Raw genomic sequence first — 16192 nt, forward strand, 5'->3', positions numbered from 1 at the left:
GCACGCGCACAATGGGATGTTCCCGGTTCTTTCCCAGACCCGAAAATGGCCAGGTCGCCACGTTCGGCGACCGGTGAATCCACTCCTTGGTGGCCGCTGTGCAGGTCAACGACGGCAACGGACCGCGATGGTCTCTCTCTGTCAACGGTGGAAGCCGCTGCCCACACGTTCGGCCCAGCCGATAAGTCCGGCTTGCCCGGTGCCGGTTTCGCTATGTCGTGGGGTTTCCCCGGCTGTTACCGGATCGGGTAACTCCCAATAGGGATGACCCTCGTTCGACAGGCGCGCCCGCTTGTTCTGAATACACCGAACGGCGATTCCGAACGCACACCGGCGATTTCCCACGGACCCGTAGCGCCATCCGCAACGAACCCCCCTTCCGCCGCGGCGGCACTGGAGCTACCTTGCGGTAGGTGATGGACCCGTCCCCCTCCGGTTTCGCCGACGCCCTGCGCGCGGCCATCCAGCACCGCGACACGACCCTCGAACGGGTCGCCGAGCACCTGCGCGACCGCGGCACCCCGGTCAGCCTGGCCACGCTCAGCTACTGGCAGACCGGCCGCAGCAGACCCGAACGGCCCAGGTCGATGGCCGCGCTCGAGCACCTCGAGGACCTGCTCGGCCTCGGCCGGGGGACACTGCGCGCCCTGCTGGACGCCCCCAAGCCGCGCGGCCGCGCCGCCAGGAGGACCCCGGTCCCGGTCCAGGGCTCCGCCCCGTGGTCCGACACCGGCGAGTTCCGCAGGCTGGTCGCCGAACTGGACCTGAGCCAGGACGCCCACCTCACCCGGATCAGCGCCCACGACCGCATCGAGATCGGCGCCGACCGCGCCAAACGCCTGCAACGCACCCGCCAAGTCCTCCGCGCCGAGACCGACGGCGTCGACCGCCTCGTCGTCACCAGCTGGGCAGAACGCCGGGGCGGCCCACCACCAACGCTCGCGGGCACCCGCAACTGCACCCTCGGCAAGGTCAACGTCGACGTCCGAGGCGGCCAAGTGGCGGCCGAACTGCTCTTCGACCACGCCCTGACCCGCCGCGAGACGATCATCGTCGAACACGAGACCCACGTCCCGACCCCGCGCCCGGTCGCCTACGGCCACCAGCGGATGAGCAGGCTGCCGGTCCGCGAGTACCTGATCGAGATCCGCTTCCACCCCCGAGCACTCCCCAGGTACTGCGTCCAGTTCAGCGAGGTGGCGGGCCGGGAGCAGGTCCGCGCCATCACCCTGGACTCGGCCTACACCGCCCACGCCGTAGCCCTGGACCTCGACCCCGGCCGCTACGGCATCCGCTGGTCCTGGGGCGCTCCCTAGCCCCTCCCGCAGCCGAGTCGGCCGACCACCAGACCCCTGCCCCCACCCACCCGACGACTCCCAACTCCCCCTCCCTCCCACCCAACTCACCCACCCAACTCCCTCCCATCCACCCAACTCACCCACCCACCCACCTCCAGCCCGGCCACCCACAGCCCCCCGGCCACACATCTCCCGCCCACCCCCCGATCGCACCCTCTGCAGCCCACCCACCAAGTCCGCCCCGACAACCAAGCCCCCCACCCTCCAACCTCCCGTCCCCACCACCAACCCCAGCCCGGCAACCCACCGCCCCGCTGACCACTCCCCGCCCTGCATCCCATACGCAGCCAAAACACGGGCTGGACCTGGGTGTCAAGGCATCTTTCCCGCCTTGACACCCAGGTCCAGCCCGTAGTCACAATTGTGCGTAGGGAACGCAGGCCCCATGACACCCCGGGGCGCGGCCCCCTGACACCCCAGGCGCAACCCCAACAAGCAGCCACACACGCAGCGAACTGTCACCCCCATAAGGCATCCTGAGCACGTGACGGAAGACCCCCTCTACGCAGGCCTGTCCTCAGTGGCCCGCCAGGAGGCCACGAGATTCGCCGACCGCAACCTCCGGGTCCGCCGCTCGGCCGTCGTGCACGCCGTCCGCATGATCCCGTGGGTGGCAGGCCTGACCCTCCCGTCCCCGGCCTGCGGTCAGGGCTGGTCCGGCCCGGGCGCGGGTGAGCTCCACCCCGTCCCGGACGCGGTCAACTGCGGCCACTGCCTCTCCTCCGCCGAGGCGCGGGCCGCGGCCGCCACCGGCGACGGCACCTCCCAGCCCCCGCTGCCGTTCCGGTGATCAACGTCCTCGGCGAAGCCCTCGTCGACCTCATCGCGGGCCGGGACGGCCGCACCTTCACCGCCCACCCCGGCGGCAGCCCCGCCAACGTCGCCCTGGGCCTGGCCCGGCTCGGCGTCCCGGCCACCCTCACCACCCACCTCGGCGACGACCTGTTCGGCGCCATGGTCCGCGCCCACCTCGAACAGTCCGGGGTGGACATCCGCGCGCTACCGACCCGCGACACCAGCCTCGCCTTCGCGGCCACCGACGAGCAGGGTGTGGCCCGCTACGACTTCCGGGTCACCTGGGACGCCGAGCGGATCCCGCCTGCCCGGGGCTTCCTGCACACCGGCTCGCTGGCCGCCCTGCTCGGGCCCGCGGCGGTGGAGGCCGCGATGGCCGCCGCGGACACGGTCTCCTACGACCCCAACGTCCGCCCCTCCCTGTCCGGCCCGGTGGCCCAGGAACGCGAGCGGGTCGAGCGCCAGGTGTCCCTCGCCGACATGGTCAAGGTCAGCGAGGAGGACCTGGCGTGGCTCTACCCCGGCGCGGACCCGCACGCCACCGCACGCGACTGGCTCGACCGCGGGCCGCGGCTCGTCGTCGTCACCCTCGGTGCCAACGGCGCGCACGCCATCACCGCATCGAGCGCACTCGACCGACCGGGGCCGCGGACCACCGTGGTGGACACCGTCGGGGCCGGTGACGCGTTCACCGCGGGGCTGCTCGCCTGGCTCACCGAGGCCGACCTGCTCGCCACCCCGGCCGAGGCCGACCTGCCCGCGCTGCTGGACTTCGCCAACGCCGTGGCGGCCATCACGTGTGCCCGCGCCGGCGCGAACCCGCCGACCCGGGAAGAAGTCGGGCGCGCGACCAATCCGCTGCCCTGACGGCAACGAACAACGCACGGCCATCATTCGTTTCCGCCGGTCACCGTACTGAGCACCCGAACGCGTCCATCCGGGTACGACGTACGTCGGGGGCCGTCCGAGGCGGCCATCGGATGTCCTACGCTGTTCACCGTCCGTTGTCGAACTGTGGAGTCCATCACATGACGCCCGCTGAACGCTCGTCGTGCGAGATGTACCCGAGGGTGGCCGCACTCGACTTCGAGGCGCCCAACCAGGCCAGGATGTTCGACGCCCTGCTGGGCGGGCGGGACAACTACGCCGCCGACCGGGCGCTGGTCGACCGGATCGCCGAGATCGCCCCGCACGTGCACGAGATGGCCCGCGACCACCGCGAGTGGTTCGGCCGGGCGCTCCGGCTGCTGGTCACCCAGCGTGGCGTCGACCAGTTCCTCGACCTCGGCTCGGGCCTGCCCACCGCCGACAACACCCACCAGATCGTCCAGCGGCACAACCCCGAGGCGCGGGTCGTCTACATCGACACCGACCCGGTGGTCCTCGCGCACGGGCGCGCGCTGCTGGAGGAGAACGAGTACACCCACATGGCCGACCTCGACCTCACCGACCCGCGCTACGCCAGCACCGACCCCGACCTGTGCCGCAAGGTCGACTTCGAGCGCCCGGTCGCGGTGATGCTCTGCGCGGTCACCGGGCACATCGTCGACGAGCGGCGGGCCCACGACACCGTGCGCGGCTGGATCGACGCGGTGCCCTCCGGCTCGTTCATCGTGCTCAGCCAGCAGTACGACCCGGCCGACGGGAGCAGGCACAGCGAGCTCGCCCAGGCGCTGCAGGCGGCGTTCGTCGGCACCGACGTGGCAACGGTGTTCCGCACCCGCGAGGTGATCGAGGGCTACCTCGAGGGTTTGGAGCTGATCGACCCCGGCCTGACCTACCTGCACGAGTGGTGGCCGGACGGCCCCCGGCAGACCCCGCTGACCGACATGAACTACATCATGCTGGGCGCCTTGGCCCGCAAGCCCTAGCCCGTCGGTGAGAGCTAGTCGAGTCCCAGCCCGCGGCGCAGCGCGAACCCGTCGACGTAGGTGTCCTTGCGGCTGAACGCGCCCACCGGGCAGGTCAGCACGTCCACCGCGGCCAGGCGCATCGGCCGCCCGGTCGGCTGCCCGACCTCGTCGCCCACCGGGAACGGCAGCGCCAGGGTCGCGCTGATGTCGTACTCCAGCACCACCAGCCCCTCCCGCACGTGGCTGCGGCGCATGTCGGCGCGGTAGTCGGGCAGCGCGGCGAAGAAGAACGCGAACTGCTCACGCAGCGCGGCGCTCCCGCGGACCTCGGTCAATCCCTCCACGTGAAGGTGGAACACCATGTCGTCGGTCTGCATCGACAGGATGGCGTCCAGGTCGTGGTCGTTCCAGGCTCGCGCGTAGGCCGCCGCGAGCTCGGTTGTGTCGCGCGTCGTCGTGGCCATGGCGCCTCCTCGTCGGCGAGCCCCTCGACCCCAGTCAACCAGCGTGGTGATCACCTGGACAACCGCCGACCAGGCGTCACTCCAGCCCCGCGCGCACCATGGCCACCAGCGTCCGGGCCGGTGGGCTGAGCGGTCCGGACGCGCGCCAGGCCAGCTCGATCCGCCCGCGCGGCACCGGGTGCGTCAGCTCGACCCGGCGCACCCGGTCGCGGTGCAGCTCGGCGATCGCCACCGGCACCACCGCCACCCCCATGCCCTTGGCCGCGAGTCGGGCCAACACCTCCGGCGCGCTGGCCTCGAACCCGACCCGCGGCGCGAAACCCGCCACCGCGCACGCGTCCTCCAGGGCCGAGCGCAGCCCGGACCCGCGCGGCAGGCTGCCCAGCACCCGGTCGCGCAGGGCGGCCAGCCGCACGGAAGTCTTGCCCGCCAACGGGTCCGCCGCGGCCACGACGGCGACGAGCGCGGTGTCGGTGAGCGGGACGCCCTCGAGCCCGGCGGGCGTCGACCCGGACACGCTCACCCACGCCAGGTCCACCGAACCGTCGAGCAGCCCGGCGACCAACCGGTCGGAGGTGTCCTCGCGCAGGCTGACCTCCACGGCCGGGTGCCGCGCGTGGAAGGCCCCGAGCAGCTCCACCAGCTCGTCGGCGGGCGTGGCGGTGAGCATGCCGACGGTGACCCGGCCGCGCAGCAGTCCAGCCAACTCGTCCATCGCCAACCGCGCGTCGGCCGCGGCGCGCAACGCCGACCGGGCGTAGGGGAGCAGCACCTCACCGGCCTGCGTCAGCCGCACGGCCCGACCGCGGTCGAACAGCGGGTGGCCCAGTTCCCGTTCCAGCTGCCGGATCTGCGCGCTCACGCCGGGCTGGGCGACGTGCTCGCGCGCCGCCGCCCGGGTGAAACTGCCCTCCTCGGCCACCGCGAGGAAGTACGCGAGCTGCCGGAGTTCCATAAGTGCCAGTTCTACCACTCACAAGAACCAGCTATTCGACTTATGGTCGCGCGGTCACCAGACTGGAGTTGAACCCGAGGAGAGGAAGCCTGTGATGACCCCGGAAGAGACGATGCGGACCTACTTCGACGCCTGGCGCGCCAAGGACTTCGACCGCTTCCGCTCGATCCTGGCCGACGAGGTCACCTTCGCCGGACCGCTGGGCACCGCGGCCGACGCCGAGGAGTGCCGGGCCGGGATCGAGGGCATGTCGCGGATCGTGACCGACATCGAGGTCCAGCGCGTGTTCGTCGACGGCACCGACGTGCTCACCTGGTTCGACCTGCACACCGCCGACGCCCCGCCGCTGCCCACCGCCAACTGGAGCCGCGTGGTGGACGGCAAGGTCACCCGGATCCGGGTCACCTTCGACCCGCGGCCGTTGTTCCCACCTGCCCGATGACCCGGTGCGCCAGCAGGGTCCCGCCCGCCATCGCCGCCGGGAACACCAGCAGCGCGGCGAACGGGATCAGGCACAGCAGGTAGACCGGGACGCCGAAGCCCAGCGTCAGCCCCCGCCTGCCGCGCAGCGCCCGGCGCCGCTCGCCGAGCCCGATCCCCCTGCGCACGAACGGGATCCCGGTCACCTCGACCGCCACCAGCCACGCGCCGACGCACACCGCGAGCACCGGCACCACGGTCTGGCCGAGCACCGGCACGAACCCGAGGACCAGCAGCACGATCGCCCACACCAGCCCGCGCAGCACCAGCAGGACCGCGTCCCGCACCCCGATCCACGCGGCCCGACCCCAGCCGATCTCCTGCGCCCCGGGCACCCCACCGAGCTCGCGGTCCTCGACCCGCTCGGCGATGCTCTCGTAGAACGGCCCGCCCACCACCAGGGTCAGCGCGGTGAACAGCAGCAGCGACACCGCCGCCGCGCCGACGACCACGGCCACCCACACCGCCACCCGCAGCACGATCCGCCACACCTGCGCCCAGTCGTCGGCGAACGGCGTCGCCCAGGCCACCAGGTCGCTCGCGTTCGCCGCGAGCACCCCCAGGCCGGTGAACAGCAGGACGCTGGTGAGCAGCACGGGCAGCGCGCCCCGGGCGAGCAGCGCCCGGTCGGCCAGCACGAGGCGCAGGCCGCGGCCGAGCAGCCCGACACCGGCGCCGAAGTCGCGGAAGAAGGTGATCACGGCCCCGCAGTGTAGGGGGGCGGTTCCGGCTTGACCTCCAGGATGGTCGAACTCCTACCGTTACCCCCGACAGCGCACCAGCACCCAGGGGGACCAGCGTGGACATCCAGATGACGGCGTGGCAATCGCTCTACCGCGCCTCGCACGCCCGGCAGGGCGACCGGGGGCTCTCCCGGGCGACCCTGCGCCGCGTGCTCGCCTTCGCCCGCCCGCACCGCGGCCGAATAGCCCCGTACCTCGGTCTCAGCGTGCTGCTCTCCGCGCTCGCGGTGGCCACCCCGGTCCTGGCGGGCCGGGTGGTCGACGCGATCGTCCGCGGGTCCGCGCCCAGCGTGGTGATCACGCTGGCCGCGGTGATCGCGCTCGCCGCGATCGTCGAGGCCGCACTCGGCCTGGTGAGCCGCTACCTGTCCGCGGGTATCGGCGAGGGGTTGATCCTGGACCTGCGCACCAAGGTGTTCGACCACGTGCAGCGGATGCCGGTCGCCTTCTTCACCCGGACCCGCACCGGCGCGCTGGTCAGCAGGCTCAATTCGGACGTGATCGGCGCGCAACGAGCGTTTTCAGAAACTCTTTCAGGTTTGGTCGGCAACGTGGTCACGCTGCTGCTCACGCTGATCGTCATGATCGGTATCTCCTGGCAGGTGACCCTGCTGGCCCTGGTTCTGCTGCCGGTCTTCGTCATCCCGGCCCGCCGGATGGGCGGTCGGCTGGCCGCGCTGCAGCACGAGGCGGCCGAGCACAACGCCAAGATGAGCACCCAGATGACCGAGCGGTTCTCCGCGCCCGGCGCCACCCTGGTGAAGCTGTTCGGCAGGCCCGCCGACGAGTCGAGCGAGTTCGCCGCCCGGGCGTCGCGGGTGCGCGACATCGGCGTGCGCACCGTGATGGTGCAGTACGTGTTCGTCACCGCGCTCACGCTGGTCTCCGCGCTCGCGCTCGCCCTGGTCTACGGGCTGGGCGGCTACCTCGCGATCATCGGCAGCCTCGACGCGGGCGCGGTGGTCTCGCTGGCGCTGCTGCTCACCCGCCTCTACGCCCCGTTGACCGCGCTGGCGGGCGCGCGGCTGGAGGTCATGACCGCGCTGGTGAGCTTCGAACGGGTCTTCGAGGTGCTCGACCTGCCGCCGCTGATCACCGACGCGCCCGGTGCCCGCGCGGTCCCCGACGGTCCGGTGTCGGTGGAGTTCGACCGGGTGCGCTTCGCCTACCCGGCCGCGGACAAGGTGTCGCTGGCCTCGCTGGAGGAGGTCGCCGCGCTCGACACCCGCGGTGGGGTCGAGGTGCTGCACGAGGTCTCGTTCCGCGCCGACCCGGGGCAGCTGGTCGCGCTGGTCGGCTCGTCCGGCGCGGGCAAGTCCACCATCGCCCAGCTCGCGCCCCGGCTCTACGACGTCGACTCCGGTGCCGTCCGACTGTCCGGTGTGGACGTCCGGGAGCTCACCGCCGAGTCCGTCCGGGACACCCTGGGCATGGTCACCCAGGACGGCCACCTGTTCCACGAGTCGGTGCGGGCCAACCTGCTGCTCGCCCGCCCGGGCGCCACCGAGGACGAGGTGTGGGACGCGCTGCGCCGGGCCCGCCTCGACCAGCTGGTCCGCTCGCTGCCCGACGGCCTGGACACGGTGGTGGGGGAGCGGGGCTACCGGCTCTCCGGCGGTGAGCGGCAACGGCTGACCATCGCCCGGCTGCTGCTCGCCCAGCCCCGGGTGGTGATCCTCGACGAGGCCACCGCGCACCTGGACTCGACCTCCGAGGCCGCCGTGCAGGCCGCTCTCGCCGAGGCGCTCGCGGGCCGCACCGCCCTGGTGATCGCCCACCGGCTCTCCACCATCCGCGCGGCCGACCAGATCCTCGTTGTCGAGGCGGGCGAGGTTGTCGAGCGCGGGACCCACGACGATCTCTTGGCGGCGGGCGGTCGCTACGCCGAGCTCTACCACACGCAGTTCGCCGACCAGGACCGCGCGGCGGGCGAGGGCAGTGAGGGCAGCGCGGGCACGGTCGACGGCGCGGTACCGGTGCCGGTCTGAGTCACCCGGTCGTCCGACGGCCGATCGGGTGAGGCACCCACCGCGAGTCCACACGGGACAGTCGGCCGTCACCGGGCGGAAACCCGGGGGCTTTACAACGTCGGCATTCTAGGGAGATGCCTACCTCAACCAACCCCCAGACCAGTCCCCTCCAGCAGATCGCCGAGACCACCTGCCGCGAGCTCGCCGACGCCCACCCGGCCATCGCCGTGGACGTCGTCGAGGTGGTCGTGCTGCAGGCCGCGGGCGAGCTCGCGGGCCGGTCCCGGTCGGCCGAGGAGTTCGGCAGGCTGCTGCGCAGACGGGCCGGGGCGCGGCTGGCCGCGATGGACGGCGTGCTCACCCCGATCCGGGCGGAGTAGCCCGACCCGGTCAGGTGACCGTCGGTGTCGGTTTCGGCACGGGCGGTCCGGCGGTATCACTCCTTCGAGTGGCGGACGCTTAACATCTACGAAACCGCCGAGGGGACCGCCGATGTCGGAGCAGGAGCAGGACGAGCCACCGGGCTCGCCGCTGCCCTGGTCCAGGACGGATCCGGCGTCCGTGCTGGGGCTGGCCAGGGCCGTGGGCGACGACCTCGCCGACGGCCTGGCGGGCTCGCGGGTGCGGTCCGCCGCGCGCGGGGCGCGCAAGCTGCTCGGCGCCGAGGCCGTGGGCCTGGTCGACCTGTCCGGCCGCCCCACCTGGGCGGGCCGGGTGCCCTCCGGTACCCGCTGGCCCGCCCTGGTCGACCAGGTCCTGCACACCGAGACCGACGCGGGCCGCCCGCCGCTGCGCGCCGTGCCGCTGCACGTGCACGACGAGCTGGCCGGCGTGCTCGTGGTCGCGGGCCCCACCCGCCGCGCGGCCCTGCGCGAGGTCCGGGAGCTGCTCGTCGCGGCGCTGGAGCGGGCCCGGCTGGAGGCCTCCGCCGAACACGCCGCCCAGGCCGAGCTGCGCGCGCTGCGGGCGGAGATCTCGCCGCACTTCGTCTACAACGCGCTCACCGTCATCGCCTCGCTGGTGCACTCCGACCCGGAGCGCTCGCACGAGCTGATGCTCGACTTCGCCGACTACAACCGGTACAGCCTGGCCCGGCACGGCGACTACACGACCGTGGCGGAGGAGTTTCACGCGATCGAGACCTACCTGGCCCTGCAGCGCGCGGTGCTCGGCGAACGCCTGCGCGTGCAGGTGCGGGTCGCCCCGGAGGTCTTGGCGGTCGCCATCCCGTACCTGGTGCTGCAACCGCTGGTGGAGAACGCGGTGCGGCACGGCGTCGAGCCCCGCACCGGCGGCGGCCTGGTCCAGGTCCGCGGCGAGGCCGAGGGGTCCGACTGCGTGATCACCGTCGACGACGACGGCGTCGGCATGCCCGCCGCGCACGCCGAGGCGATCCTGGCCGGGCGCGGCCCGGCGGGCAGCGTCGGCCTGGCCAACGTCGACCGCAGACTGCGCAACGTCTACGGCTCCTGGTACGGCTTGGTCGTGGAGACAGCCGAGCAGGCCGGTACCAGGGTGGTCGTGCGGATGCCGATGTTCGCCCCGGGGGTGGTCCCGTGACCCCGAACCCGGGCGTGCGGGTCTTGGCGGTGGACGACGTCCGGGCCGCCCTGGACGAGCTCTGCCGCCTCCTGCGCGCCGCCCCCGAGGTCGCCGAGGTCCACGCCGCGGGCGACGCCGTCAGCGCACTGAAGATCATCCAGGCCCGCCCGTTCGACGCGGTGTTCCTCGACATCTCGATGCCCGGCCTCAACGGCCTGGAACTGGCGTCGCTGCTGGCCAAGCTCACCGACCCGCCGGTGATCGTCTTCGTCACGGCCTACGACGGCCACGCCGTCTCCGCCTACGGCATCGGCGCCGTGGACTACCTGCTCAAGCCGGTCCGCGCGGAACGCCTCGCCGAGGCCCTCACCCGCGTCTGCCGCGTCACCGCCTCCCGCCAGGCCACCGCGCACGCGGCCACCGCGCCACCCCCCAGCCCCGACGCCATGCCCGCCCTGCCGGTCGAGTCCGACGGCCGGACCAGGTACGTGCGCCGGGGCGAGGTCGAGTACGCCGAGGCGCACGGCGACTACGTCCGACTGCACACCTCCACCGGCGTCCACCTGGTCCGGATGCCCATCTCCAGACTCCAGGAGTACTGGGAGGGATCCGGCTTCGCGAGAGTCCACAGAGGATTCCTGGTAGCCCTCGACGCGGTCCGGGAACTGAGAAGCGACTCCGTCGGCGGCCTGCTCGCGCACACGGACTTAGGCGACGTCCCGGTCAGCAGACGCCACGCCAGAGAACTCAGGGAACGCCTCCTCCAAGCAGCCCAACGCGGCGAACTACGCAAGCGCGGCAGCTGACATGACTCCCACCACCCCCACAGCCACACCGCACCTCGCCGCCCACATCCGCACCCCCTCCGCCCACACCCATTTCCGTCCAGCCCCAACCCCACCCCCCACTCAGCCGCACTCGCGCAATCCACCTGCTCGATTGGGTGGTGTGTCTTTGGGTGGGGGGAGGGGCGATCGTAAACTCGCCGTGGTCGTGGGATGCCCTTCCCCACCCGCTTTTCCCACGACGATCGCCCCTAGGGGCCCCGCCCGAAGACCCACCACCCAATCGAGCACACCCCCCGACCCCGCGAACGCCCACGGCCCGAACCAATCCACCCAAGGCCCAGCGAACCCCCGAAGCACAGCGAACCCCCAGAGCGCAGCGAACCCCCGAAGCACAGCCGGACACCAGCAGTGAGCCCCCACAGACGGATCCCCGTCACCAGTCCGCAAACCCGACTGGCCCACTCCCGCCGCCGCCACCGCACCGCTTGGCGCCCCCCGTCGCTCGACCCCACCGAGGCCCGCCAAGCCTTGGCCGTCTACCGCGCCCAGCGCACCCGCGCCGTAGTCTCGCTGGCCGCGCTCGCGACCCTCCTGTTCGGTCTGCCGATCGTCTTCCAGCTCTTCCCCGCCCTCGACGAGACCCGGGTCCTGGCGATCCCGCTCAGCTGGGTCGCCATCGTCGCCGTCCCGTTCCCGGCGATGCTGCTGATCGCCTGGCACCACCTCCGGGCGGCCGAGTCGGCCGAGGACCCCGAGTGATCGCGGTCTTCGCCGTCGCCCCGGTTGTCCTGATCACCCTGCTGGTCGGCCTGCGCGGTGTCGCCGCCATGCGCACCACCTCGGACTTCCTGGTCGCCTCCCGGCGCGTCTCGCCGCTGCTCAACTCCGCGGCCGTCTCCGGCGAGTACCTCTCTGCGGCGTCCTTCCTCGGGGTCGCGGGTCTGGTGGTCAAGGACGGCATCGGCGGCCTCTGGTACCCGGTCGGCTTCACCGCGGGGTACGTCGCCATGCTCGTGCTCGTCGCCGCCCCCATGCGCCGCTCCGGCGCGGTCACCGTGCCCGACTTCGCCGAGGCGCGGCTGGCCTCCACCGCCCTGCGCAAGCTCGCCGCCGTCACCGTCCTGGTGATCGCGGGCCTCTACCTGGTGCCCCAGTTCCGCACCGCGGGCTTGGTGCTGAGCGTGGTGAGCGGCAGCCCGTACTGGGTGGGAGTGGTGATCGCGGCCGTGGTGGTCAGCGTGACGCTGGCGGTCGGCGGGATGCGCGCGGCGACCTACGTGCAGGCGTTCCAGTTCTGCTTCAAGCTGCTGCTGTTCATCGTCCCGGCGATCTGGCTGCTCGTCCAGGCCGGGCCGCAGGTGCGGCACGAGGCCGTGCACCCGGTGGAGTTCACCCACTTCGCGCACGACACACCGGTCGACTTCGGTCTCGAGGTCACCCTCGAGCTGGACCAGACGACCACCGTCCGGGCCCCCGACGGCACGCCGATCACGTTGCCCGCCGGGGAGTTCCGGGTCGCCGAGGGCACCACACTGGTCTTCCCCGCGGGCACCGAGGTCCCCGGCGTGCGCGGCGGCACCGCCCCCGGCGGTCCCGGCTGGCAGCGGCCGCTGCTCGACCTGCAGGACGCGGGCCACCCGCTGCTGGGCACCTGGGCGGTCCTGATGGCCACCATGCTCGGCACCATGGGCCTGCCGCACGTGCTGATGCGCTTCCACACCAGCCCCGACGGTCGCGCCGCGCGCCGCACCGCGGCGATCACCGTCGGTCTGCTCGGTGTCTTCTACCTGTTCCCCGGGGTCTACGGCACCCTCGCCAAGGTCCTCGTCCCGCAGCTCTACCTCTCCGGCGCCACCGACACGGCCGTAGTCGCCCTTCCGTCCCAAGTGGACAGCGGGATGCCCGGCACGGTGTTCACCATCCTGCTCACCGCGGGCGCGTTCGCCGCGTTCCTGGCCACCTCGCTGGGCCTGCTGCTGGTGGTCGCGGGCGCCATCTCGCACGACCTGCTGCCCGGCGGCGTCGCCCGCCTGCGCTATACCGTGGTCGGCGCCGCGGCCGTGGTCGTGCTGCTCGCCCTGCCCTCGGCCCGGTTGGACGCGGGCGTCCTGGTCACCTGGGGCTTCACCGTGGCCGCCTCCACCTTCTGCCCGCTGCTGGTGCTGGGCATCTGGTGGTCCCGGCTCACCGCCGCGGGCGCGATCGCGGGTGTGGCCGCCGGCCTGCTCGCCTGCGCGGGGGCGATCGTGGCGACGCTGTTCGGCCCGCCGGTCGCGGGCTGGCCCGCCATCATGATCGCCCAGCCCGCGCCGTGGACGGTGCCGCTGGCCTTCGGCACCATGGTGGTGGTCTCGCTGGCCGGGCGGCCGCCCGCCTGGGCCCCGGCCGCGATGCTGCGCCTGCACCTGCGGGAACGCCTCGACCCCGGGCCGGTGCGCGGACGTGACCTGGGCCACTCGTCCTGGTCGGCCCGCCGCTCGTCGGCCGTTCGTCGCAGCACCCGTCGTTTGGGCCGTTGACACCTCAACGTCACCGGCGGTCTCCCTACCGTGGCGCGGACCACACTCGTGCAGGAGGCGCCGATGAGTACCCCTGACCCCGCCCCGACCCGGCCCCCGGACCCGGACTGGGTGGAGATCCACGACAGCGCCGAGTTCGTCGAGCTGCGCAGGCGGCTGCGCCGGTTCGTCTTCCCGATGACCGCCCTGTTCCTGGTCTGGTACCTGGTCTACGTCCTGCTGGCCGACTACGCGCACGCGTTCATGGCCACCAAGCTGGTCGGCGACATCAACGTCGGGCTGGTGCTGGGCCTGCTGCAGTTCGTGTCCACCTTCGTGATCACCGGGCTGTACGTGCGCTACGCCGACCGCAGGCTCGACCCGCTGGCCACCCGCATCCGCGAGGGCATCGAGGACCCGGACAACACCAGTGGAGGTGCGCGGTGAGCGCAGTGGCGGTGAGTGCGGTGGCGGCGGGCGTGACGGGCAACAACCCGGCGCTCAACATCGGCATCTTCGCGGCGTTCGTCGCGTTCACCCTGGTGATCGTGTTCCGGGCGAGCCGCAACACCAAGACCGCGGCTGACTACTACGCCGCGGGCCGCAGCTTCACCGGCCCGCAGAACGGCATCGCGATCTCCGGGGACTACCTGTCCGCGGCCTCGTTCCTGGGCATCGCGGGCGCCATCGCGCTCAACGGCTACGACGGCTTCCTCTACTCCATCGGCTTCCTGGTGGCCTGGCTGGTGGCGCTGCTGCTGGTCGCCGAGCTGCTGCGCAACACCGGCAAGTACACGATGGGCGACGTGCTGGCGTTCCGGATGCGCCAGCGCCCGGTCCGCGCGGCGGCGGCCACCTCGACGATGGTGGTCTCGTTCTTCTACCTGCTGGCCCAGATGGCGGGCGCGGGCGGGCTGGTCGCGCTGCTGCTGGGCATCTCCAGCAAGACCGGCCAGTCCGTGGTGATCGCCGTGGTCGGCGTCATCATGATCGTCTACGTGCTGGTCGGCGGCATGAAGGGCACCACCTGGGTGCAGATCATCAAGGCCGCGCTGCTGATCACCGGCGCGCTGGCGATGACCATCTGGGTGCTGGCCAAGTTCGGCTTCAACCTCTCCAGCCTGCTCGGCGGCGCGGTGGACGCGGGCGGCAAGACCGGTGAGGCGCTGCTGAGCCCGGGCAAGCAGTACGGTGCGACCGGCACCAGCAAGCTCGACTTCCTCTCCCTGGGCCTGGCCCTGGTGCTGGGCACCGCGGGCCTGCCGCACATCCTGATGCGCTTCTACACCGTGCCCACCGCGAAGGAGGCCCGCCGCTCGGTAGTCTGGGCCATCGGGCTGATCGGGATCTTCTACCTGTTCACCCTGGTGCTCGGCTACGGCGCGGGCGCCATCGTCGGCCCGGACGCCATCCGCAACGCCCCCGGCAAGGCCAACTCGGCGGCGCCGCTGCTGGCCCAGGCGCTCGGCGGGCCGGTCCTGCTCGGCGTGATCGCCGCGGTCGCGTTCGCCACGATCCTGGCGGTGGTGGCCGGGTTGACCATCACCGCCTCGGCCTCGTTCGCGCACGACATCTACGCCAACGTGATCAAGAAGGACAAGCTGGAGGACAAGAACGCCGAGGTCCGGGTCGCCCGGATCACCGCGGTGGTGATCGGCGTCGTGGCGATCGTCGGCGGGATCGTGGCCAACGGGCAGAACGTGGCGTTCCTGGTGGCGCTGGCGTTCGCGGTGGCCGCCTCGGCGAACCTGCCGACCATCCTCTACTCGCTGTTCTGGAAGCGCTTCAACACCTCCGGCGCGCTCTGGAGCACCTACGGCGGCCTCGCGGCGAGCATCATCCTGATCGTCTTCTCGCCCGCGGTGTCCGGCAAGCCCTCGACCGCGGCCACCCCGTCGATGGTCACCGGCGTGGACTTCCACTGGTTCCCGCTGGAGAACCCGGGCATCGTGTCCATCCCGCTGGCCTTCCTGCTGGGCTGGCTGGGCACGGTCCTGTCCAAGGAGCGGCGCGACGACAAGTACGCCGAGATGGAGGTCCGCGCCCTGACCGGCGCGGGCGCGGAGAAGGCCACCCCGCACTAGGACCGGCGGCTCACGCGGTGCTGGGGGTCCGGTGGCGGCGCCGGACCAGCAGCACCGCGGCCAGCACGCAGCCGAGCAGCACGGCGCCGCCCGCGCCGTACCACCCGACGAGGTGGTTCGCCGCGGGCGGCGCCGCTCCAACCGCCGCGGCCGCACCCGCGGGCAGTTGGTCGGAGTGCGCCGCGCAGACGATCGGGGGATCGTCCGCCGAACGGGCCGCGCAGGCGACGGTGGCCAGTCGGAGCAGCTCGGGCGGGGTGCCCGCCACGGTCATCGTCGAGTGCAGCACGGCCTCGGCACCCGCCTTCAGGTCGATGTCCCAGGCCACACCGCCCGCTTCCGCCGCGCCCGCCGAGTCCGCCGACCCGAACGTCAGACCGGTCGGCGCGCTCTGGGTCACCCGCAACGCGGTCAGGTCGGTGGTGCCGAGGTTGTGCACCGTGACGGCGTAGACGAGGGTGTCGCCCACCGTGGCGCTGGTGCGGCCGTTGTCGATCGCGATGCGCAACTGCGCCGCCGCTGCCGGGTTGGCCACCGTCGGGTTGGTCACCGTTGGGTTGGTCGCCGTCGGGGCGCCCGCCGCGGCGGGCGAAGCGGTCAGCGGCACGGCGCCGAGGCCGCCCACGAGCATGTGGGCCAACCGGGTCACGGGTTTCATGGCT

General features: G+C 72.5%; 17 protein-coding genes. 13 read left to right on the forward strand and 4 right to left on the reverse strand.

Annotation, left to right across the window (positions count from 1 at the left end):
• Positions 1–413 precede the first annotated feature (413 nt).
• The 4 genes from QSK30_RS29435 to QSK30_RS29450 all read left to right on the forward strand — a co-directional run bounded on the left by QSK30_RS29435 (position 414) and on the right by QSK30_RS29450 (position 4024).
• The gene (locus QSK30_RS29435; RefSeq protein WP_285507796.1) at positions 414–1316 is read left to right on the forward strand and encodes an XRE family transcriptional regulator; all 903 of its coding nucleotides are present in this window, start codon (positions 414–416) and stop codon (positions 1314–1316) included.
• A 526-nt stretch (positions 1317–1842) separates the two neighbouring features.
• Positions 1843–2148: a hypothetical protein gene (locus QSK30_RS29440; RefSeq protein ID WP_285507798.1), complete on the forward strand. Its 306-nt coding sequence runs from the start codon at positions 1843–1845 to the stop codon at positions 2146–2148.
• Entirely contained in the window at positions 2145–3020 is an 876-nt protein-coding gene (locus tag QSK30_RS29445) for a carbohydrate kinase family protein (RefSeq protein ID WP_285507799.1), read from the forward strand. The genes QSK30_RS29440 and QSK30_RS29445 overlap by 4 nt, the downstream gene beginning before the upstream one ends.
• A gap of 161 nt (positions 3021–3181) precedes the next feature.
• Complete coding sequence (locus QSK30_RS29450; RefSeq protein ID WP_285507801.1) at positions 3182–4024, forward strand: SAM-dependent methyltransferase; 843 nt, start codon at positions 3182–3184, stop codon at positions 4022–4024.
• A gap of 14 nt (positions 4025–4038) precedes the next feature.
• Here the strand turns inward: QSK30_RS29450 and QSK30_RS29455 are convergent, their stop codons facing one another.
• Positions 4039–4470, reverse strand: a complete 432-nt coding sequence (locus QSK30_RS29455; protein WP_285507803.1) for a nuclear transport factor 2 family protein — start codon at positions 4468–4470, stop codon at positions 4039–4041.
• 76 nt (positions 4471–4546) lie between these two features.
• Positions 4547–5425 (reverse strand): LysR family transcriptional regulator, encoded by an 879-nt coding sequence (locus QSK30_RS29460; protein ID WP_285507805.1) that lies wholly within the window; start codon positions 5423–5425, stop codon positions 4547–4549.
• A gap of 94 nt (positions 5426–5519) precedes the next feature.
• Here QSK30_RS29460 and QSK30_RS29465 point away from each other — a divergent pair, with 94 nt between their 5' ends.
• Positions 5520–5867 (forward strand): nuclear transport factor 2 family protein, encoded by a 348-nt coding sequence (locus QSK30_RS29465; RefSeq protein WP_285507807.1) that lies wholly within the window; start codon positions 5520–5522, stop codon positions 5865–5867.
• On the opposite strand, the gene QSK30_RS29470 is transcribed toward QSK30_RS29465, so the two are convergent.
• A complete protein-coding gene (locus QSK30_RS29470; RefSeq protein WP_285507809.1) occupies positions 5827–6606 on the reverse strand; it encodes an EI24 domain-containing protein in 780 nt (259 codons plus the stop codon). The genes QSK30_RS29465 and QSK30_RS29470 overlap by 41 nt on opposite strands.
• A gap of 110 nt (positions 6607–6716) precedes the next feature.
• Between QSK30_RS29470 and QSK30_RS29475 the strand changes: the two genes are divergently transcribed.
• From QSK30_RS29475 to QSK30_RS29510, 8 genes are all read left to right on the forward strand, one after another.
• On the forward strand, positions 6717–8636 hold the full coding sequence (locus tag QSK30_RS29475; protein WP_285507842.1) for an ABC transporter ATP-binding protein: 1920 nt from the start codon (positions 6717–6719) through the stop codon (positions 8634–8636).
• Between the two features lie 116 nt (positions 8637–8752).
• Entirely contained in the window at positions 8753–8998 is a 246-nt protein-coding gene (locus tag QSK30_RS29480; RefSeq protein WP_285507811.1) for a hypothetical protein, read from the forward strand.
• A gap of 112 nt (positions 8999–9110) precedes the next feature.
• A complete protein-coding gene (locus QSK30_RS29485) occupies positions 9111–10178 on the forward strand; it encodes a sensor histidine kinase (protein WP_285507813.1) in 1068 nt (355 codons plus the stop codon).
• Positions 10175–10966: a LytR/AlgR family response regulator transcription factor gene (locus tag QSK30_RS29490; protein ID WP_285507815.1), complete on the forward strand. Its 792-nt coding sequence runs from the start codon at positions 10175–10177 to the stop codon at positions 10964–10966. Before QSK30_RS29485 ends, QSK30_RS29490 begins: the two co-directional genes overlap by 4 nt.
• A gap of 390 nt (positions 10967–11356) precedes the next feature.
• Complete coding sequence (locus QSK30_RS29495) at positions 11357–11707, forward strand: hypothetical protein (protein WP_285507816.1); 351 nt, start codon at positions 11357–11359, stop codon at positions 11705–11707.
• Positions 11704–13467, forward strand: a complete 1764-nt coding sequence (locus QSK30_RS29500; protein ID WP_285507818.1) for a sodium/solute symporter — start codon at positions 11704–11706, stop codon at positions 13465–13467. Before QSK30_RS29495 ends, QSK30_RS29500 begins: the two co-directional genes overlap by 4 nt.
• Positions 13468–13530: 63 nt before the next feature.
• Positions 13531–13893: a DUF485 domain-containing protein gene (locus QSK30_RS29505; protein ID WP_285507819.1), complete on the forward strand. Its 363-nt coding sequence runs from the start codon at positions 13531–13533 to the stop codon at positions 13891–13893.
• A gap of 11 nt (positions 13894–13904) precedes the next feature.
• Complete coding sequence (locus tag QSK30_RS29510; protein ID WP_285507844.1) at positions 13905–15530, forward strand: monocarboxylic acid transporter; 1626 nt, start codon at positions 13905–13907, stop codon at positions 15528–15530.
• 10 nt (positions 15531–15540) lie between these two features.
• On the opposite strand, the gene QSK30_RS29515 is transcribed toward QSK30_RS29510, so the two are convergent.
• Positions 15541–16188: a hypothetical protein gene (locus tag QSK30_RS29515; RefSeq protein WP_285507820.1), complete on the reverse strand. Its 648-nt coding sequence runs from the start codon at positions 16186–16188 to the stop codon at positions 15541–15543.
• Positions 16189–16192 lie beyond the last annotated feature (4 nt).

The sequence above is a fragment of the Actinokineospora sp. NBRC 105648 genome, from assembly GCF_030269645.1.
Classification (GTDB): Bacteria; Actinomycetota; Actinomycetes; order Mycobacteriales; family Pseudonocardiaceae; genus Actinokineospora.

What these genes read in the sequence shown, in the direction of transcription:
- QSK30_RS29450 (WP_285507801.1), top strand. Translation starts at nt 3,182, where the DNA reads ATGACGCCCGCTGAACGCTCGTCGTGCGAGATGTACCCGAGGGTGGCC.
- QSK30_RS29455 (WP_285507803.1), bottom strand. Translation starts at nt 4,470, where the DNA reads ATGGCCACGACGACGCGCGACACAACCGAGCTCGCGGCGGCCTACGCG.
- QSK30_RS29460 (WP_285507805.1), bottom strand. Translation starts at nt 5,425, where the DNA reads ATGGAACTCCGGCAGCTCGCGTACTTCCTCGCGGTGGCCGAGGAGGGC.
- QSK30_RS29465 (WP_285507807.1), top strand. Translation starts at nt 5,520, where the DNA reads ATGACCCCGGAAGAGACGATGCGGACCTACTTCGACGCCTGGCGCGCC.
- QSK30_RS29475 (WP_285507842.1), top strand. Translation starts at nt 6,717, where the DNA reads ATGACGGCGTGGCAATCGCTCTACCGCGCCTCGCACGCCCGGCAGGGC.
- QSK30_RS29480 (WP_285507811.1), top strand. Translation starts at nt 8,753, where the DNA reads ATGCCTACCTCAACCAACCCCCAGACCAGTCCCCTCCAGCAGATCGCC.
- QSK30_RS29485 (WP_285507813.1), top strand. Translation starts at nt 9,111, where the DNA reads ATGTCGGAGCAGGAGCAGGACGAGCCACCGGGCTCGCCGCTGCCCTGG.
- QSK30_RS29505 (WP_285507819.1), top strand. Translation starts at nt 13,531, where the DNA reads ATGAGTACCCCTGACCCCGCCCCGACCCGGCCCCCGGACCCGGACTGG.
- QSK30_RS29515 (WP_285507820.1), bottom strand. Translation starts at nt 16,188, where the DNA reads ATGAAACCCGTGACCCGGTTGGCCCACATGCTCGTGGGCGGCCTCGGC.